Source organism: Burkholderia sp. WTPI3 (genome assembly GCF_021483755.1).
Lineage (GTDB): Bacteria > Pseudomonadota > Gammaproteobacteria > Burkholderiales > Burkholderiaceae > Burkholderia.
Window position 1 is genome coordinate 61144 of sequence record NZ_JAGIXF010000012.1, and the last position, 21123, is coordinate 82266.

Annotated in this window: 12 protein-coding genes; 8 read left to right on the top strand and 4 right to left on the bottom strand. The window is 55.4% G+C overall.

Going from position 1 to position 21123, the window contains the following annotated elements; genetic code table 11:
* The first annotated feature begins 32 nt into the window (after positions 1-32).
* The 8 genes from J7024_RS09090 to J7024_RS09125 all read left to right on the top strand — a co-directional run bounded on the left by J7024_RS09090 (position 33) and on the right by J7024_RS09125 (position 9569).
* Positions 33-1145: an ABC transporter permease gene (locus J7024_RS09090; protein ID WP_207997391.1), complete on the top strand. Its 1113-nt coding sequence runs from the start codon at positions 33-35 to the stop codon at positions 1143-1145.
* A gap of 20 nt (positions 1146-1165) precedes the next feature.
* Positions 1166-2296 (top strand): polysaccharide biosynthesis/export family protein, encoded by a 1131-nt coding sequence (locus J7024_RS09095; protein ID WP_234744988.1) that lies wholly within the window; start codon positions 1166-1168, stop codon positions 2294-2296.
* Positions 2297-2370: 74 nt separating this feature from the next.
* Complete coding sequence (locus tag J7024_RS09100; RefSeq protein WP_234744989.1) at positions 2371-3123, top strand: ABC transporter permease; 753 nt, start codon at positions 2371-2373, stop codon at positions 3121-3123.
* Between the two features lies 1 nt (position 3124).
* Positions 3125-3781: an ABC transporter ATP-binding protein gene (locus J7024_RS09105; protein WP_207997389.1), complete on the top strand. Its 657-nt coding sequence runs from the start codon at positions 3125-3127 to the stop codon at positions 3779-3781.
* A 113-nt stretch (positions 3782-3894) separates the two neighbouring features.
* A complete protein-coding gene (locus J7024_RS09110; RefSeq protein ID WP_234744990.1) occupies positions 3895-4479 on the top strand; it encodes a hypothetical protein in 585 nt (194 codons plus the stop codon).
* A 17-nt stretch (positions 4480-4496) separates the two neighbouring features.
* Positions 4497-6941, top strand: coding sequence for a glycosyltransferase family 2 protein (locus tag J7024_RS09115; protein WP_234744991.1), 2445 nt, complete (start codon positions 4497-4499; stop codon positions 6939-6941).
* 399 nt (positions 6942-7340) lie between these two features.
* A complete protein-coding gene (locus J7024_RS09120) occupies positions 7341-8465 on the top strand; it encodes a hypothetical protein (protein WP_234744992.1) in 1125 nt (374 codons plus the stop codon).
* 216 nt (positions 8466-8681) lie between these two features.
* Complete coding sequence (locus J7024_RS09125) at positions 8682-9569, top strand: hypothetical protein (RefSeq protein ID WP_234744993.1); 888 nt, start codon at positions 8682-8684, stop codon at positions 9567-9569.
* Positions 9570-9974: 405 nt separating this feature from the next.
* Here J7024_RS09125 and J7024_RS09130 read toward each other — a convergent pair whose 3' ends face one another.
* From J7024_RS09130 to J7024_RS09145, 4 genes are read right to left on the bottom strand one after another with little or no spacing between them, the layout of a single operon-like run.
* The gene (locus J7024_RS09130; protein WP_234744994.1) at positions 9975-10889 is read right to left on the bottom strand and encodes a glycosyltransferase family 2 protein; all 915 of its coding nucleotides are present in this window, start codon (positions 10887-10889) and stop codon (positions 9975-9977) included.
* A gap of 6 nt (positions 10890-10895) precedes the next feature.
* Positions 10896-12062 (bottom strand): nucleotide sugar dehydrogenase, encoded by a 1167-nt coding sequence (locus J7024_RS09135; RefSeq protein WP_234744995.1) that lies wholly within the window; start codon positions 12060-12062, stop codon positions 10896-10898.
* 53 nt (positions 12063-12115) lie between these two features.
* Positions 12116-13474: an aminotransferase class I/II-fold pyridoxal phosphate-dependent enzyme gene (locus tag J7024_RS09140; RefSeq protein WP_124830904.1), complete on the bottom strand. Its 1359-nt coding sequence runs from the start codon at positions 13472-13474 to the stop codon at positions 12116-12118.
* Between the two features lie 7 nt (positions 13475-13481).
* On the bottom strand, positions 13482-21119 hold the full coding sequence (locus tag J7024_RS09145) for a type I polyketide synthase (protein ID WP_234744996.1): 7638 nt from the start codon (positions 21117-21119) through the stop codon (positions 13482-13484).
* Positions 21120-21123: the final 4 nt, after the last annotated feature.

Consider the following 21123-nt stretch of genomic DNA (forward strand, 5'->3'; position numbering starts at 1 on the left):
TAAATTTGAAACGAAGTGTGTGCGAATTTTAAATGATTAATTTCAAAAAAAATCGACTATTTATTGGCATGGTTGTCGTGCCGATGATTGCGGCAATCGTCTACTACGTTTTTCTGGCGCGTGATCGCTATGTTAGTACATCAGAGGTCGCAGTTCATAAGGTGGGATCGGATAGTGCTATCGACGCTTCGCAAATACCGGGGCTGGCGGCTCTAATGGGTGGCGGCGGCCTTACCGGCGGAAATGCCGTGGAAACGCTCTATGTTCGGGAATTTGTTGTTTCTCAGGACATGCTTAATGTTTTGCAAGAAAAACTGCATTGGAGCGATCACTATGCAGGTCAAATTCGTGATCCTGGTTATTACTTATCACCTAATGCGTCAAAAGAGGAGTTGCTGAAATATTACCAAAAAATGGTAAGGGCGCAATTTGATGCTACCACCGGTCTACTCGATATCTCTGTGCAGGCATTCGATCGGGATTTTGCCGAAAAAACCGTCGCGACAATAATTGCGGAGAGCGATAGGTTCGTGAACGAAATTTCTCATCGATTGGCTCGCGAGCAAGTTAACTTCTCCGAAGGTGAATTGGAGCACGCTCGTCTCAATTACGAGGCGAAACGAGAGGCGCTGCTTCATTTCCAAGGAGCAAATAATATGCTCGACGCTCAACGGTCCGCACTGGTACACAATGATTTGATTGCGGGGTTGCAATCAGATTTGGTCAAGGCCGAAGCTACTTTGCGCGCCTTGCAAGCAAGTTTGAACCAAGATAGTCCGCAAGTTCGTCAGCAAAAATTTCAAATCCAGGCAATTCAGCAGCAAATTGATGTCGAAAATAAGAAGCTGATTTCTAAAAATGCGGATGGCCAGCTAAACGTAATGGCATCCAGATATCAGGGGCTCGAATTGAGTGCCGGTATCGCTGAGGATGCCTATAAGGCTTCGATATCGGCTCTAGAAAATGCTCGAATTGAGGCCACAAAGAAACTTCGTAGCTTAGTAGTTGTGGTGAATCCGAACATGCCAGATGAGGCTCTTTTTCCTCGGCGAGCATATAGTTTATTCACGGTTTTGATTGTCTGTCTATTGCTTTATGGGATCACGAGATTCGTGATCGCAACAGTCAAAGACCATATGGATTAATGATAAAGACTATGTTCAGTATGAGTAATAAAAATCAAAACACAGCTATCGGTCTGATGCGAATCCGCTATCGACGTACTGCGACGCTATTGAGCTGCATTATTCTCCTGGGAGGGTGTACGACATTGTCCGGTGCTGGTCCTCGGCTCGGTGAAGTTACATCGGATACCAGTTCAAAAAATCCCGACTATCCGTATCAATTGATCGAACTCTCAGCCACCAATATAGGAAGCTACATGCGTCCTCCCGAGGGGGATCTGGTGAAGCGTGTCGGACGACCCGAGGAGCCTGAGGTGCGACTCATGCCGGGGGACGTATTGAAAGTGACGATTTCTGATGATAGTGGCATAGATAAAACGGTATTCGCACCGCTGGCTCAGGGGGGGACCACCTTTGAACAGGTTCGGCTGGATACTCGTGGGAGAATCTCTCTCCCATATTTGGGTACGGTAAGCATCCGCGGGACCACTTTGGTGGATGCGGCAAATATTATTCGCCGAGGGCTTAGAGGGCATGCTAGTGAGCCGCAGGTTTATTTGGAATTGGTGAGTGATTCGTCTAATTCGGCCTTAGTAGCTGGAGCTGTTAAAAATCCGGGGCGCTTCTCTGCGATGCAAGGGCCGCTGACGATATTGGATGCGATCAATCGGGCGGGAGGTCCGATTCTAGAACCGTATCTCATCAATGTAATAATGCGAACGGGAAAGAGTGTTCAAGTCTACAACTATCAAGATTTGTTGTCTGGTGAAAATATAGCTGTACCTCCCAATTCGGAGATAATTCTTGAGCGCTCGCGCAGACGTTTTGTGGCAATGGGTGCCGTTAGTAAACCGGGATTACACGATTTTCCGTCGGCTACGCCTAGCCTTTTAGAGGTGCTTGGTTCAGTCGAAGGATTGAATGAGCATACAGCAAACCCAAGCGGCGTTTTTATATTTCGACTCGCCGAAAATGTCGACGGCAATAGCCCCAAGGCGCAGGTATTTCGCTTGGACATGCGGCAGCCAGTGTCAATGTTTTTGGCAAAAAACTTTTTAGTGCAGCCGGATGATACGATTTATGTGACGAACGCTCCGGTATATGAGATGCAAAAAATTATTTCGCCAATCGTGCAAGTTCTGCTGTTAGGGCGAACTATTGATCAATATTGATGGATGGCTTTATGTCTGAATTCGAGTCGCCATTTAGAGCAAATCGATCGTCTCTAAAAATTGTACGATCGGTTATGTTCGCTTTGTTCATGCGCGAAATGCAAACTCGATTTGGCGCGCGACGCATGGGTTTTGTGTGGGTTGTTTTGGAGCCGCTCGCAATCCTGATAATTATTTTGGGATTTCATTTGCTTATTCATGCGGCCCCTATGCAAGGAATGAATTTCGTCGTATTCATGGTTAATGGGATCGTTCCTTTTCACATGATGCGGAGTATCGTTTACCGGCTAACCGACGCGCTGCAAGCCAATCAAGGATTGTTTGCATATCGACAATTGATGCCCTTTGATACATTTGTGGTGCGGGTGATTGTTGAACTCTGCGCGTACGCCTGCGCATATATCATCATTTGCTTTTCCCTCGCATTTTGGCTTGACTACGATGTTTCGATAGACGATCCACTAATGTGGGTATGCGCGATGATGGTTGGGGTGCTTTTGTCATTTTCTATTGGGATGGCTTTCGCGATCATCGCCCATATCATTCCCAACTCAGGGCGTGTGTGCAAGATGGCCTACATACCTATTTATATAACAGCAGGTGTTTTCTTCCCGATCTGGAATTTGCCAGCAGAAAAAATGTATTTGATCTCCTGGAATCCGTATGTCGCGGCGATTGATAATATTCGTTCAGCTATATTTCCAAATTATCCATCCACTCATGGATTAAATCCATGGTATCCGGTATATTTCTCAATTGTACTCACATTTTTTGTGATGGTGGCGTATAGGCGTCTGCGCCAAACTCTACGTTCATCTACAATATAAAATGATCGAATTATCAAGATTGACGAAATCGTACGTCACAAAGCAAGGTAGAAAATACGTTTTTCGAGATTTCTCGTTTATCATTCCGCCGGATAAAAACATCGCGCTTATCGGAAAGAATGGAGCTGGCAAGAGTACGTTGATGCGCCTGCTATGCGGAACAGATATTCCGGATAGTGGAAGAATTATTACCGATAAGAAAATTTCTTGGCCGGTTGGATTGGGTGGTGGATTTCAAGGTTCTTTGACCGGACGTCAAAACGTAAAATTCATCTGCCGAACCTTGGGGGCCGAAGGTGAAGAGATGAGCAAGGTGATCAACTACGTTGAAGATTTTGCCGAGCTTGGTGACTACTTCAATCAACCTGTAAAAACATACTCGTCAGGCATGAGCTCGAGGTTGCGATTTGGGATGAGTTTAGCCTTCGACTTCGATTATTACATGATCGATGAAGCAATGTCGGTTGGTGATGCGCATTTTCGCGAGAAGGCTGAGTCGGAATTTAAAAAGCGCGTTGGGCGAGCGAATATGATATTGGTAACTCATGGGATGGCTCAAGTTAGAAAGTTATGCGATATCGTTTTGCTGCTTCATAACGGAGCTATCAAGGTGTTTGAAGATGTTGAGGAAGGAATTGCCGCGTATCAGAAGGGGTAGCGGCAAAATCAAGAGCGAGTTTATTTTAGGGCTTGCTGTTAAGTTGGCGTGATATTGTGACGGACTGAATCAGTCATATTTAATAAGTGAGTCAATGATCTGTTGGGGGCCGTGTGAGTAATTTTTCAGATTCGGAAGCATTGGTGAAATATAGGGGTCTCGATGAGCGGTATAAAAAAATAAAGGCCGAAAACGAAGCGCTGCGAACTGAGCTCGAGAAGTGTAAGCACACTATTGATGTCCGATTCGATGAGTTGGCCACTTTGACAAAATTGCTCGAGGCTCGTAATCACCAGATATTCTTGGCAACGTCGGCATGCATGGCTTCAGAAGGTAAGTTGCTTGCAATGAAGGAATCGTTTTCCTGGAAGGCGACTAAGCTGGCAAGAACGATTTTTAAATCGATATCGAAGCGACGAGGGAATGTAAAATCGTCGCAGTATATTCGATATTTGATTGAAAAGTCTTCATATTTCGACTCGGATTGGTATGTTTCGCATCATCCTGAGGTGTCAGGCAGTGGTTTGATTCCTATTCAATATTTTGTGGATCACGGTTTGGCAAAGTGGCATGATCCTGGCCCGAATTTTAGTTGCGACAAATATATCGGTAAATATCCGGATGTTGCAATATCAGGAATTCCTCCGTTTTTGCATTTTATCCGACACGGGTTGTCTGAGGGGCGGGATTCGATCTAAACGGTGGCAAAGTAAAAATGACTACTTTTATAAAAAAACTGCAAAGCTTTGATCCAATTTGGTACTCGCGAGAGTACGCCGATGTTTCGCTGAGCGGTCTTTCGCCCATTGAGCATTTTCGTCGATACGGACTGCTTCTAAATCGGAAGCCGTGCTTCGACTGGTTTGAGGAAGGGGTGGCAACATCTGATGAGAAGGTAGACGCGATCCTCGATAATCGTAACTATCTCCTTCTCAATGCTGCTCACCGCCAAGAGTTGAACCATGTAAAAGAAAAATCCTGGATATCTCTTGGCAAGGATCCAGCTTTTGTCCTTTCTCCGAACGATCTAGGTTATTTTTCTGGGCCGGGCTGGTATAGCTTTTCGGTAAAAATGAATCCGAAAGAGGTTTCCGGCTGCGCAAAATTTTATATTGACTATGGGGCGGGATTTTCTGAGGAAAATTCTCTCTCCATTCGGTATAAACTCGGTGAGAAATCTGAACGACTCATCCGTGTTCGGAAAAACGTTATTGGATTGCGTTTTGATCCCATGGAGACTGAAGGTGAGTTTTCGGTCGAATGGCTCGGCATCGAAAGGATTTCTGATGAGGTGGCGCTAGATCGAATTTTGTCCAGAATTTCGATGTCGCACCCCAGGTTTGTAAATCAAGGTGTGTCTCAGATATCGGAAAACATGTCTCGGGAATTAGGCTTTGAGCTGACTCCGGAGGACGCTTTTGACGTATATGAGGAAAGCTTTCTTGTTGATTCTTCGGCAGCGAATTACGACGAATGGATCAAGAACGTTGAGTGTCCCTCTCTTCCGAAACTAGAGGAGGTCAGCAAAATAATTGACGGATTGAAAAGGACGCCAATAATTTCTGTCATCGTTCCGACGTATAACACGGATGAGAAATATCTGCGTGAGTGTATCGAATCTGTTTTCAATCAAAGTTATCCATATTGGGAGCTTTGTGTTGCAGACGATGCATCACCAAAGGAACATGTGCGCCAAATATTGGATGAATATTCGCGCCGAGATAGTAGAGTAAAAATAATTTATCGAAAAATCAATGGGCATATTTCGGAAGCATCTAATAGCGCGCTTTCGATTGCGTCTGGAGATTATATCGCATTGCTTGACCATGATGATCTCTTGGCGGAGCATGCTTTGCTGAGCGTCGTGCAGGAAATCAATTGCAAAGAATCCGTAAAAATTATCTACAGTGATGAAGATAAGATAAATTCGCTTGGGATGCGTTTTGATCCTCACTTCAAGAGCGACTGGAATCCAGATCTGTTCTATTCTCAGAATTATGTTTCGCATCTCGGAGTTTACGAGCGATCTTTGTTGAATAAAATCGGTGGTTTCCGACGTGGGGTCGAAGGAAGCCAGGATTATGATTTGATGCTGAGGTGTTTGCCGCATATTGCATCAAATCAAATTATCCATATTTCTAAGATTTTATATCATTGGCGGGTGTTGCCTGGCTCTACGGCGTTGTCTGCTGGTGAAAAATCTTATACTGAAGTCGCCGGAATTAAGGCATTGCAAGACTATTTTGATGAAATCGGAATCGATGGGATCGAGGTAGAGCGCGGGGTTATCCCCAACTCTTATCATGTCAAATGGCCTATTGAGGAGCTGCAGCCTCTTGTCAGTCTCATCATTCCAACGAGAGATTACCGCGACGTAACTGAGGTTGCGGTACGAAGCATTTTGGATAAGACGACGTATAGGAATTTCGAAATTATCATTATCGACAATGATAGTGTTGAACCCGAAACTCTCCGTTTCTTCCATGATATTCAGAGAAGTAGTGAAAAGGTCCGGGTTGTTCGATACGCTCATCCATTTAATTATTCTGCGATCAATAATTTTGGAGTAAAGCATGCAGCGGGTCAGATAGTGGGTTTGGTCAATAACGACGTAGAAGTGATTTCTCCGGATTGGTTGACGGAGATGGTTAGGCACGTGATGCGAAAGGAAATTGGCTGCGTAGGCGCAAAATTGCTCTACAGTAATGGGACAATTCAACACGCAGGAGTGATTTTAGGCATCGGCGGGGTAGCCGGACATTCTCACAAATATTTTCCAGGAGATCATGCTGGCTATTTTGGTAGGCTAACGCTTGCTCAGAATCTATCCGCAGTAACTGCGGCCTGCTTACTTGTTCGTCGAGACGTGTATGACGAGGTTGAAGGGTTGAACGAAATCGACTTGACTGTTGCCTTCAATGACGTCGATTTTTGTCTTCGAGTTAGAGAGAGCGGATACAGAAATATCTGGACACCCTATGCGACCCTATTTCACCATGAGTCTATAAGCAGAGGGAAGGAAGACCGTCCGGAAAAGGTGAGAAGATTTAATGATGAAGTTCAATATATGAAAGAGAGATGGGGCGATGCATTGAATCTGGATCCGTATTACAGTCGGCATCTGTCTCGAGATCATGAGAATTTTTCCATTGGATTATGATTCATAATTTTCCCTGATTGCGGAAAATGAGTGGTGAATTTGATCGCGTGGCTGACGAGGCCCCGCGATTGACTCTAGGGAAGCTGAGCGGCTCATTTAATAAAAGCCCCGCATCCACCGAGCAGTCCATATTTGTGCTCGGAACTAGGTGCCCGAAAATATGAATTTCTAGGTTTGACCGGAAATATGAAGATACATGGACCTGATTCGGCCTTGGCCAGGTCTGATGTCGATAGTGACGAATCGAGGATGTGGCGAGGCCGATACGAGGCAGCACTTGACTATGGATGTAGCAGTTTTATAATAAAAATTCAACTCTATCGTTGGGGCTGGCGGCAAGAAGGCCTTTGCTGGAATTTTTAATTTTTAATTTTTAATTTTGAATTGTTTGGATATAAGATGATCAAAAAATGGTATTTTTGCTTGAGCGAGAGCTCCATTGATAGGGCTAATCACGGCTGGCGTGATTTGATCGCAGTCGCAGTTAATTCGGCGTTGGCTAATACCAATTTTGAGCCATATCTCATCTACGATGGTGTGGATAGCCATTTTCTCGATTTCCTGAGGGCGAAGGGCGTCAATATCATATTTCACCGGGTTGGTTTTTACGATGCGCTCGCCAAGCGAGACGAGTCAGAGCCTGGGTATTTGGCGATTGCATCGGGGGCCTTTCTTCGGACGGAAATCCCTCTCATTGAAAAAGAGGACGAGTTTGTCCTTTATACCGACTGCGACGTGATATTCCGTGGTCAACCGAATTTTTCCGGAATTCGGCCGGAACTATTTGCATGTGCTCCGCAGGCGGCTATGGCCGATTATGATAATGACGCCAACTCTGGGGTTCTTGTTATAAATGTTCCTAAAATGCGAGAGTCATATAAAGAGTTTTCGGATTTTATTGTGCGCAATCTAAACGCCGGATGGCCTGGATGTGATCAGGAAAATTATCGTAGATTTTATCATGGCAAATGGGACAGATTGCCGCTGGGGATGAATTGGAAGCCGTATTGGGGTGTAGGTGACGATGCGACAATTGTGCATTGGCACGGCCCGAAGCCGGAAGCCATCCAGCGTAAAGTTGATGATGAAAGTTTCAACTTATACGAGGCTTGGGATAAGCTCTATAATTGGAATAAGGTTGCCTATAAAAAGTATGTTGATGAATGGTCTTCGTATAAGGAAGACTATCTCCCCGATTATGTACGTGGTCACATAGATGTTGTTTCCGGTTCAAGCGTCGGTGGTTGGGCGTTGTATGGACCAGATTCAAACTATCCACTTCAAATCGGACTAAAAGTAGATGGGGGAGATATTTTTCCGGTGGATACCTCCGGGCGTCGAGGTGATCTGGAAAAGGTGTTCAAGGCGATACGGGGTGGATTTAATTTTGATCTGAAAAAGCTGCCTAGCAACTCGACTGTAGAAATTGTCGATCATCTTGGCTGCAGAGTTGGCTTGAAGCATGATGGAAATATCATTTCGAAATTCTATTGGGATGGGGTCTCGATGTCTAAGTTCGAGTGACAGTTTGAAAAAATTCGCTTTCTGACTGAGAGGATGATTGCGAGAAAAGAAATGATCGGGTGAGCGATGTGGTGGGCTGCTCCTTGATTATATTGAGATGTGTCGGCTTTAATGCCGACGCACCTCGCACGATACGTTGGCTGAGCTTCGGAGTAACTGCTCTGAATAGGCGCTGCACCGTTGTGTGCGTATTTTTATATGCATGTTGGAGGTGATATGAAGGTTTTACGTGTCGTGGTTGGAGTCGCGATTCTAGGCATGACGAGTGGTGTATTTTGTCCGATTGAGGCACTCTCGCAAAGTATGAAGAGAAATATTGCTGTCGGTGGTGTTGATGGCTTTGAAGCGTTGGCGGACCCAAGCAATAGCGCGGCACTCCGCTCGACGGGGCGCGTCAGCTTGTACATTCATAAATATATATGGGATAACACAAATCCTGATCTACATAAGACCGTCGGATCAGTTTTTGATGGTACCGGGCCAGCGGTAATTGAGGTTGGGGAAACCTCTCTTCCGCAGGTTTATTGGTCGAAACTGAATGAGCAATTCAAGAGTGCGGGGATATTTCCGGGCGCGGCATATGTTAATGCCCCTAAGGTGATGCAAAGTAGCTTAACATTGCCTAAATGGAAATCGTACGTTGATGTCGCTCGGAGTTACGGCGTTAAGATTGTCGCGCCGGTTAGAACTCCAAATATGAATGAATGGGAGACATCAAATTTTAGTGATGGAAAATGGGATTCAGTTCGCGAGATGGCGAAGTATGGTGGAGGGTTGGTGGTTGATAGCCCACCATATTATTTTTTGGCTCGCCCAGAGGGATACAGAAAATTCGTTGAAGATGAGATAATTTGGGCTAAAGAGCAAGGAATTCAGGCGATATTGATCATATCACCTCCATATAATGGGGGAGATTTCTTAAAGCCCACTGAGCAGATGATCGCATTGTTGAGAAAAGACGGGGCGTTGCCAACTAACTATGTCGTTGAAAACTATAGATCAAAGCCGCCGGTGGGGTTTAAGAATGTGATTGGTTCGGAGCGTGATCCAATGACAGTGCTTGGGGTTGCTATGTGGTTGGCTCGTAACGTAAAGGGAGGCTGAATTTAAGGATTGGTCAGATTGGTAGCGCATGGGTCTAATCGTTCGGTAAAAACGTCGAAGAAGGTAACTTGGCTGAATTCGGCTCAGTTGATGAAGTATCTTTTCGTGGCTGAGATAGTTGGCTGTGTCTCTCGATTTGTGTGTTCGATTTTTTTGGATGAGCGGTTTGGTGCCTGTGCTGCCATTGATTCGGCTTGATGTGTAGCTCGCGAACATTGGTCAATCATTTTGGCGGCACAGCTCATCTGCGTGGTTTGCAGTAAGTCAATCGCTGGTGAAGCAATTCCGGGCTGAGTCGTAACAGCCCGGTGTGTCGTCTTTAGACTCGATGCAGATTTTGGGTGTTGTCGAATTTCGACTCAAAAGGAGTAAGGGGTTATCCGAGTAGGTTTGATGTGTCTCATGTCAGATTTTCGAGATTATTTTAGATATCCAATTGATTGGAGTGCTTGCGTGCTTGTTTTTTTGGATTTCATCGAAATTTCGAATCATCTCGTCTAGATTTCTCATCTCATCTTGCGTTCGTGATGAGAAGTTTTTTGCTATGAGACACTCCTCGTCATTCCTATCGTGTGCAATAAAATAGGCCTTATGCTTTATTCGACCTATTTTAGATGCGCTTCCTCGTTTGCTTTTTCCGACCAAAAATTCTTCTAACGATTTTGTCGCGTAGTGATTTATTCTTGCTCCTTCCCAACAGGTGCTGGCGCTTAGTCCTTTTCCATGCGTCGGATGTAGGGTTAAATCTTTTTCATCCGATGTGATATAGCGGCCACTCGTTAAATTGACGTGGTGAGGATTGGTAAATCCTGTGGCGCGTTCTGGGCGAACGAATGTTTTGTAGTGTTGATTTATGCCGAGATCAATTTTGGCGCGTTTCGTAAATCTGTCGATAACCAAGCCATTTTCATGGAATTTTGCCCCGGATGATCCAAATGTCGACCAATTCAGCGCTAGGGCGGAAATGTCTTGGTTGATAAATATTTTTTCGACAAATGATCTAATGCTTGTAGCACCGTCGGATGGAGCTATAAATTCATCTGCATCGATAAATGCCAGCACATCCACTTTTCCTGAAGCAATCGCAAGCAAGTTTTTGTAAGTGGGTAGCTGAGGTTTTAGGTCAGGCAACGTTTTCGCGTCAATGGTCTCTAAGAAGTCGTTCGAACTTAAGGCGGTCAATAACTCTTTCGTCCCATCGGTGCTTTCGTTATCCGCGATGAAAAATTTGTCTATACCTAACGCTTTGTGATAGGCGATCCACTCTATGAGAGCATCGGCCTCATTTTTCACAATTCCAGCAATTCCTAATTTCAACATAATAATTCAGTCGCTTCCGAAGATATCTCTCGTATATACTTTTTCGGATACATCCAGCAAAGACGAAATCATCCGATTGCTGATGATTACATCGGATTCGCGCTTAAATAGATCTAGATCGTTTACTACACGCGATCTAAAGAACAACTCCTCCTTCAGCGCGGGCTCGTACACGATGACCTCCACACCCTTCGCCTTGATCCGTTTCATCACGCCCTGAATGCTTGACGCACGGAAGTTGTCGGATCCGCTCTTCATGATGAGGCGATAGATCCCGACCACCTTCGGCTTGCGGCGCAGCACGTCTTCAGCGATGAAATCCTTGCGCGTCGTATTGGACGCCACGATAGCCTGAATCAGGTTCTGCGGCACGGCCTTGTAGTTGGCGAGGAGCTGCTTGGTGTCCTTGGGCAGACAGTAGCCGCCGTAGCCGAACGACGGATTGTTGTAATGACCGCCAATCCGCGGATCAAGACAAACCCCGTCGATGATCTGCCGCGTATCCAGCCCGTGCGTTGCCGCATAAGTGTCGAGCTCGTTGAAGTACGACACACGCATCGCGAGGTAGGTATTCGCGAAGAGCTTGATGGCTTCCGCTTCCGTCGAGTCGGTAAAAAGCACCGAGATGTCCTTCTTGATCGCGCCTTCCTGGAGCAGTTCGGCGAACACCTTGGCCCGTTCCGATTGCTCGCCGACGATGATACGCGACGGATGCAGGTTATCGTGCAGCGCGCGACCTTCGCGCAGGAATTCAGGCGAGAAGATCACGTGATCGCAATCCAGCTCCTGTCGAACCTTCGCCGTGTATCCGACCGGCACGGTCGACTTGATCACCATCACCGCGCGCGGATTGATCGCCTTCACGTCCTTGATCACGGCTTCGATCGAGCGTGTATTGAAGTAGTTGGTCTCCGGATCGTAATCGGTTGGCGTGGCGATAATGACGTAGTCCGCCCCTTCATAGGCCTCGTGCTTGTCCAGCGTCGCACGGAAGTTCAGGCGCTTGTTCGCGAGATAGTCCTCGATCTCGGTATCGATGATCGGAGACTGCTTGCGATTGAGCATCTCCACCTTCTCGGGAACGATGTCCAGCGCGACGACTTCGTGGTGCTGAGCAAGCAGGATACCGTTGGAAAGCCCGACATAGCCGGTGCCGGCGATAGCGATTTTCATGAGTCGTTGATTGATTTGGAATTGGAATGGACCGCGTACTCAACGTACCGGGACTATCGTTTCTCGAGCAAACCCTTCATTGCCTGCACGGTCTGGTCGATCTGCGCTTCACTATGCGTGCAAGCGATGAAAAACCTCAACCGCGCCGACTGCTCCGGCACCGCCGGATAAAGAATGGGCTGCACATTGATTCCTTGTTCGAACAGGGCGTCCGACCACTTGGTCGCCCGTAGCGAGCTGCCGAGAATCGCCGGAACGACAGCAATCCCCGCGCTGCTGCCCGTATCGATTCCCGCTGCCTTGGCCTGCGCAAGAAAGTACTGTCCGCGCGCCTGAAGCGTGGCCACGCGCTCAGGCAATTCCAGCATGCGCCGCAGCGCTGCGAGAGAAGCGGCCGCGACCGGCGGCGGCATCCCCACGCTATACAGGAACCCGGGCGCCAGAAATTTCAAATGTTCGATGAGCGCCGTCTCGCCGGCGATATAGCCACCACAGCCGGCCAGCGATTTGCTCAGCGTGCCCATCCAGATGTCGACGGCATCGCCGGCAAGGCCGAAGTGCTCGCGAATCCCGCGCCCGGTCTTGCCCATCACGCCCAGCGAATGGGCCTCGTCCACCATCAGGAACGCCCGGTGACGGCGCTTGATGTCGACGAAGCGCGGCAGGTCGGGGTAGTCGCCGTCCATGCTGTAGATGCCTTCCAGCACGATCAGCACGCGCTCGAACTGATGCCGCTGTTCCGTCAGCAGCCGCTCGAGCGCATCGGCGTCGTTGTGCGCGAACGAAAAGCGCTTCGCCCCCGACAACTGGATCCCCTGCAGCACGCTGTTGTGGATCAGTTCGTCATGAATGACGAGATCGCGCGGGCCGAACAGGTAGCCGATCGTCGTCACGTTGGCCGCATGGCCGCTCACGAACGTGATGGCGTCGTCCACTCCGTACAACTCGGCGAGCGCTCGTTCGAGCTCGCGGTGGATCGGCCGTTCGCCGGACACCAGGCGGCTCGCGGAAACCGACGTGCCGTAGCGGTCGATCGCATCCTTCGCGGCTTGCGAGACGACGGGGTCGCCCGACATGTCGAGGTAGTTGTAACTGGCGTAGTTGACGTATGTATGACCGCCGATGCAGGTTTGCGCACCGGCCGTCCCTTCATGCAGCTTGAAGAACGGGCTGCGCAAGCCAAGGCGCGCCGCGCCGTCGCTCATGATGCGCAACTGCCGATAGCCCGGATACTGGTCGAAGCGCGTGTAGGCTTCCGGCACGGAAGCTGCCGTTCTGCGGCCCGCCGCCGGCGCGGCGGCGGGCTGCTCGCGCCCGGCTTCACGCAGCTTGCGCTCGAGCGCCTGCTGGATGAGCTTGTTCTTCAGGGCCGAGGTGAGGCCCGGCAGTCCGGTGGTTTTGGTCTTGCTCATGTCGCGCTTATCGGATCATGCGTTCCGGCTTGTGGCCGGCTTCTTGTGCAGCCTTGATTTCGTCGGTGAACTCGGCGATCGCTTCGCTGGAAACATCCTGGGTATGCTGGGCCACGACATGTGCCACCTGCTGGGCAACGGTGTCGGGCTCGGCCGGCTCTTCGCCGCGCAGCACCTCGATCAACCGCGTGGCCAGCTTGGTCATGGTGGGGCTCTCGGAGAGCGCCATCACGGGCAGCCGGACGCCGAAGCGGCTTTCAAGCGCCACCACGAGCTCCACACCCATCAGCGAATCGAGGCCCATATCGTAAACCGAACGATCGGGGTCGATCTTGTCCGCGGGCACGCGCAGGATCTCGCTGACTTCGTGCTTGATCATGTCGACCACGGCCGGGTGCAGTTCCTCGTCGTTTAGCGTGGCCAGCAACTCGGCGACGTCGTCGCTGCCGTCCTCGTCCTGATGCGACGTTGCCGCGTCGCGCGCGACCCAGGCGAACATGGGCGTCTGCGCGCTCGGCAGGAAGCGCGACAGCGCACGCCAGTCCAGTTCCAGCACGCCGAGGTCGCCGACGCCGCCCAGCAGCATGTCTTCCAGCGCATCGAGCGCCGTCGCGGCGGGCAGGGCGCTGCCGCCCATGCGGTTTTGCAGCGCGTCCTTGACCTTCTGGTTGCGCGCGAGGAAGCCGGCATCGGCAATCGCGCCCCAGCGCGGGCTGGTCGCGGGAAGCCCGCGTGCGCGCCGCAGGCGGGCCAGTGCTTCGAGCCAGCCGTTGGCGGCCACGTAGTTCGATTGCCCCGGGTTGCCGAACAGCGTCGTGCCCGACGAGTGGAACACGAAGAAGTCGAGCGGCCGCGCGCACGTGAGTTCGTCGAGATGCAGTGCGCCGATGATCTTGGGCGCCATCACGCGTTCGATTTGCGCGGCGGTTGCACCACGCACGAGCCCGTCGTCGATGACCATCGCGGCGTGCACGATGCCGCGCAGCGGCGGCATGTGCGCGTCGACGTGCGCGAGCAGCGCGGCGAGCGCCGCGCGATCGGTGACGTCGCACGCGGCGGCATGCACGTCCACGCCGCGTTCTCGCAGCGCGGCGATCGCTTCCTTTGCCTCGTCCGACGCGGGGCCGCTTCGGCTCGCGAGCACGAGGTGGCGCGCGCCCTTGTCGGCCAGCCATTGCGCGGTGCGCAGGCCGAAGCCGGACAGGCCGCCGGTGACGAGATAGCTCGCCTCGTCGCGCAAACGCAGTTCGTCCGCGGGGGCGGCGGTTTGTGCCGCCGCGCTTGCCTGCAGGCCGCGACGATAGGTCACGACGATCTTGCCGATCTGGCGTGCCTGTTGCATATGGCGGAACGCGTCGACGATATCGTTTGCGTCGAAGGCGTGATAAGGGAGCGGACGGAGCACGCCCTCCTCGAACAGCGCCATCATCTCGCCGTACAGGCGTCGCGTCAGATCCGGGCGCTTCGACATCAGCTGGTCGGCGTCGATGCCGAAGTAGCTGATGTTGTTGCGGAACGGACGCAGGCCGATGCGCGTGTTTTCGTAGAAGTCGCGTTTGCCGAGTTCCAGGAAGCGGCCGAACGGCTTGAGCGCGCGCAGGTTGCGGTTGATGGCTTCGCCCGCGAGCGAGTTGAGCACGACGTCGACGCCTTCGCCATCGGTCGCGGCGAGGATCTCGTCGGCGAACTCGAGCGAGCGCGAATCGTAGATGTGCTTCACGCCCATCAGGCGCAGGAAGTCGCGTTTCTCGTCCGAGCCCGCGCTCGCGTGAATCTCCGCGCCGATCCATTGTGCGAACTGGATCGCGGCGATGCCGACGCCGCCGGCCGCGCCGTGGATCAGCACGCGCTCGCCGGGTTCGAGCCGGGCGAGGTGATGGAACGCGTAGTAGACGGTGAAGAACGTGCTCGGAATGGTGGCCGCGGCTTCGAACGACAGGCTGCGCGGAATGTGCGACAGCGCGCTCGACTGCGTGACGACGCGGTTGCCGAAGCTGGCCGGCCCGAAGCCGACGACGGCGTCGCCCGGTTTGTATCCGGTGACCTTGCGGCCGACGCGCTCGACGACGCCCGAGAATTCGAGCCCGAGCGTCGGTCCGGCAAAGCCGTTTTCGATCGCTTCGTCGGACAGCAGGCCCAGCGTGTACATCACGTCACGGAAATTCAGGCCGGTGGCTTCGACGCGGATCTGCAGCTCGTCCTCGCGCACGTCGGGCAGCGTATGGGCTTCCCAGCGCAGGTTGCGCAACTGGCCGGGCACTTCGAAGCCGAGACGCATCGCGGTATCGGTCGCGGAAGCGGGCGTCGCCGGCGCTGTGGAATGCGGGCGCGGATTCTTGCGCAGGCGCGGCGCATAGCGCTCGCCCGCTGCGCCGAGCGCGATTTCCTGTTCACCGTCCGGCCACAACAGTTCGCGCGCGAGCGCGTCGAGCGGCACCGGTTCGGTCTGCGGCAGGTCGACGAGGCGAACGTCGAATCCGGCGGCCTCGTTGATCATCGTGCGGCCGTACAGCCACAGCGAAGCGTCGTTCAGCGTCGCGTAGCGGCTGGTCGGTGCGCTCGGCAGGAACGGCGCGGCGCCGGCCGTCAGCAGCCACATCGTGGTCTTCAGGCCCGCGCGTTCGCACGCCGATGCGAGCCCGGCGGCCAGCGCGCAGCGCTGCACCTGGGCCTGCAGCAGGCGTTGCGGATCGTCGCCGTCGGCGAGGTTCGCGCCGTATGCGAGACCGGCGAGATGCACGATGCCGCGAATTTCGCCGAGCTCGGCTTGCGCGCGCTGGATTACCGCATCCAGCTGCTCGGGTGTGACGTCGGTCTCGACGCGCACCGGCAGGCGGCGACGGCTCGATAGATGGGCGGCGAGCTTGCGCGCGGGGCCGGATTCGCCGGCCGTGTGCGCATCCGAGAGAATCAGCCAGCCGCCTTGAGGGGGTTGCGGCTGCGCGACGGCGGCTGCTTCCACGGGCAGGCCGGCCGCGAGCAGATAGGGGCCGCACGCGCTTTCCGGCGCGAGTTCCAGCGGCTCGTCACATTCCAGGCCGAGTTGCGCCAGTTCGGTTTGCCAGTAGGCGGCCGTGCGTTGCGGCGAGACCGGCGTGCCGTCGGCGCGCTTGGCCCACCACGCGGCATTGCCGCCGAAGATGAAGTCCATCCATGCGGCCGGCTGCGTGCCCCACAGCAGCAGCGTGCCGCCGGGCTTGAGGCGGTTCGCGCCGTATTGCAGCGCCAGCCGGGCCGCATCCAGGTTGCCGAAGTCGCAATGGAAGACGATCAGGTCGGCGTCGCGGCTCGGGCTTGTCGCGCTTGGGTCGATCCGCTGGATCGACAGCTCCGGGCAATGCTCGCGCAGGCGTTCCGCGTGTTCGAGCGCCGCGTCTTCGGAGCTGGCGTAGCTGAAGTCGGCAACCGCGAAATCGAGATGGCGGCACAGGTCGGCAGCCACGCGTGATGCACCGGCGCCGATTTCCAGAATGCCGAGGCGCTGGTCGGGCGCGCGGGCAACGAGTGCCTTCTCGAGGTGCGCGCTGAGCGTGTCGGAGAGCCGCTGGTTCGCTTCGTCGCCCAGCACGTAGTGCGCGAGCTCCACGGGTGTGACGTCGCGCGGGCAGACGTTGGCCCACGCGGTTTCACCGCTGAGCAGGGCCGGCAGGTGCAGGCCAACGCGGCCGGTTGCGTGAACCAGCGTGAAGTAGTCGGGGTATTCGCGCAGCAGGCTGTTCCAGATGTCGCTGGTGCTGGCGCCGTCGTCTTGCGGCACATCGATCTGCCAGTCCTGCGAATCCGGCAGCCGGTGCGCGCTACGGCCGAGTGCCCAGTCGAGCAGCGGGGCGGCATGCGGTGCGGCATCGCGACAGGCGGCGAGCGCGGCGGCGTCCAGCCGGCCGTCGGTCGACAGCGTCAACAGCGCTTCGGCGGCATAGCGGTCGCACAGCGTTTCCAGCAGCGGATCGACTTCCTGCGCATAGCGTTCGAGCAGACCGTCGGTCGCGATGGAGCGGACCGCAGCGCGCAGCGCGGGCTGCAGCGAGTTGCGTCGCAGCGCGGTGTTCGCGGGCTGCTGGCTCTGCGGATGCGGGCTCGGCGTGGCGGCGTAATCGAGGAACGAGAGCGGCTCGCTGTGCGCCTTCGCCAGGCGCACGCTGCGAAAGCGTGCTTCGCTGACGGCTGCGATCTGCTGCCCATGTTCGTCGAAGATCGCGAATTCGGCGGTGAGCGAATGCGGCGCCCGCTTCAGCAGGCGCGCACGCACACGGTGCGGCGTGCCTTGCCCGGCGCGCCAGCGCAGCCGGCCGATACGGGTCGGCACGAACGCGATGCCTTGTCCCAGCGAGGGATCATCCTTCAGCATCTGGATGATGAGCTGGAACGTGCAGTCGAGCAGGGCGGGGTGCAGCAGGCTGTGGGGCAGGCTGTCGGCCAGCGCTTGCGGCGCGTGCAGCACGGCCACCACGCTTTGCGGCGACTCGATCCAGCCGTGCGACACGGCCTGGAAGGCCGGACCGTAGTCGAGTTCGGCCGCGCGTGTCAGCGCGAGGTGCGTAGCGCCGGTGAAGTCGGGCTCGCGCTCGGGCAGTGCGGGCGCGGTTTCGGCCAGTTGCTGTGCGTTCGCGCCCGCCAGCAGGCGGCCGCTGGCGTGCTCGGTCCACGGATCGGTGCTGCCGACCTGCTTGCTGCGCAGCCTGAAGCGGCTATCGCCTTCGTCGAGCGACAGGCGGGTGATCTTGCTCGGCGCGGCGGACAGCAGCAGCGGCGCATAAATCTCCAGTTCCTCGATGTCCGCGTGGTCGCCGGGGTGCCATTGAAGCGCGGCGGCGAGCGCGATTTCCGCGAAGCCGGAGCCCGGGAAGACGGTCGCGTGACCGACGACGTGGTCGGCGAGCCACGGCTGGAGCAGCGTATCGAGCTGGTTTTCCCATGCAGGCTGGGTCTGCTGGGTCATCTTGTAGCCGAGCAGCGGGTGAACGCGACGGCGGCCGAGCTGGTTCAGCGACTCGGTGGTGACCGGGTGCCAGTAACGCTCGCGTTGCCACGCGTACGAGGGCAGTTTGGCGCGGGCCGCGTCGCTCGGGAAGAACCGCGTCCAGTCGATCGGCGCACCGCTGATCAGCGTTTGCGCGACGGCTGCCTCCACGCGCTCGGGCGCGTCGTCGGTGCGGCGGCCGGTCGGGATGCAGTGGCCGGTCTTGCCGTGCTGCTTGAGCGTTTCGTTGACGTAGTTGCGCAGCACGGGCGCCGGGCCGACTTCGATCAGCACGTTGCTGCCTTGCGTGACGAGACTGTCGAGCGCCTGCTCGAAGCGCACCGGCACGCGAATGTTGCGCCACCAGTAGTCGGCATCGAGCGCGGTGCCGTCGAGCTCGGCGCCGGCCACGGTCGAGAAGAACGGCACGCTCGCGCGCTGCGGCCGGATATGGGCCAGCGCCTGCTTGAGCGGGGCTTCGATCGAATCCATCGCGCTGCTGTGGAACGCGTAATCGAGGTCGAGCTGCTTGTAGAACACGCGGCGCTCGGCGAGCACCTGGCCGACCTGCTCCAGCGCGTGCGGTGCGCCGGCCAGCGTGGCGCCCTTGGCGCTGTTGTAGCCGGCGACACACAGCACGTTCTGCAGGCCGAGTTCGTCGAGCAGCGCGGCGGTGGCGACGCCGTCGATGCCGACGGCCGCCATGCGTCCCTTGCCCTTCGTGAGCCCTTGCTGCTGGCTGCGGTGATAGATGACCGCGACGGCATCGGCGAGCGAGAGCGCGCCGCACGCCCACGCGGCGGCGACTTCGCCGACGCTGTGTCCGACGACGGCGGTGGGCCGCACGCCTTGCTCGGCGAGCATGCGCGTCACGCCGACCTGCAGCGCGAACAGTGCTGGCTGCGCGATTTCTGTGCGCTCGTAGATGCCGTCCTGCGCGTCGCGTTCGAACAGCGCGTTGAGCGACCAGTCGGCGAGCTCGGCGAACAGGCGATCGATTTCGACGATCGTCTGCTTGAAGACCGGATGCGCGAGCAGCTTGCAGCCCATCCCCGCCCATTGCGAGCCGTTGCCGGAATACACGAAGACCGGGCCTTGCGCGTCGCGCACGCCGACGCCTTCGTGGATCGACGGGTTCGCCGCATCGTCGGCGCCAAGCTGCTCGAGCAACTGCGCGACATGTTCGCTGTCGGTGCCGAACACGACCGCGCGCTTTTCGTGCCAGTCGCGACGCAGCGCGGCTTCATGCGCGACGTCGTACAGCGCCGGCGCGTCCGGGCCGCGCAGCGTATCGGCGAGCTTGCGGGCGTTGGCCTGCAGTGCCGCGCTGCTGCGGCCGGTGACGATCATCGGCACGGCGGCCGTCGTTGCCGCTGCCGCGCGCGTATCCGGCGTGCCGGCCGCTTCGGCGGGCGTTTGCAGGATCACGTGCGCGTTGGCGCCGCCGAAACCGAACGAATTGACGCCGATGGTCAGCGTGCCCGTTTCGCGCAGCGGATACGGTTTGGTCAGGACTTCGATGTTCCAGTCGTCGAAGCGGATATTCGGATTGAATTCCTTGATGCCGATCGTGCCCGGCACCACGCGATGCTGGAGGCTGTAGATCGCCTTGACGAGCCCGGCGACGCCGGATGCCGCTTCGAGGTGGCCGAGGTTGCTCTTGACCGACCCGATCGGCAGCGGCGCATCGGCGGCGCGGTGCTGGCCGAGCGCCTGCCCGATCGCGCGGGTTTCGATCGGATCGCCGACCGGCGTGCCGGTGCCGTGGGCTTCCAGGTAGTCGATCGCGCTCGGCGGAATGCCGGCCTGCTCGTAGACCTGGCGCATCAGCGCGGTCTGGGCGTCCACGCTCGGCACGGTCAGGCCGGACTTGCGGCCGTCGGTGTTCACCGCGGTGCCGGCCACGACGGCGAGGATGCGGTCGCCATCGGCCACGGCCTGGTCGTAGTCCTTCAGCAGGAACAGGCCGCCGCCTTCCGAGCGCACGTAGCCGTCGCCGGACGCGTCGAAGGCCTTGCAGCGCCCGTTGGGCGACAGCATCGACGCCTTCGAGAACGTGATGAAGCCGTACGGATGCAGGTGCAGGCTGACGCCGCCCGCGATTGCGTGGCTGATTTCGCCGTTGGCGATCGCGCGGCAGGCGAGGTGGAAGGCCACCATCGCCGACGAGCACGCGGTATCGACGGCCAGGCTCGGGCCGCGCAGGTCGAAGACGTAGGACAGGCGGTTGGCCGCGATGCTGGCCGTATTGCCGGTCGCCATGGACGCATCGACCGTCGCGAGGTCGTCTGCCATCCGGTACGAATAGTCGGCGCTGGCGATGCCGACGAACACGCCGCAGTCGCTGCCGCGCAGCGACGAAGGCTTGATGCCGGCGCTTTCGATGCTTTCCCAGCCCAGTTCCAGCAACAGTCGTTGCTGCGGGTCCATCAGTGCGGCTTCGCGTGGCGAAATGCCGAAGAAATCCGCATCGAAACCAGAGACGTCGCCGATCGAACCCGCAGCGAACGTGTAGGCGGTACCCGGATGGTCCTTGGCTGGATGCAGATATGCGTCTTTCGACCATCTGCCGGCTTCGACTTCGGTGACGCAGTCCTTGCCGTTGAGCAGGTCGTTCCAGTAGTGACGACTATCTGTTCCAGGAAATCGAAACGCCAATCCGACTAAAGCGACGCATTTGCTCATGTGC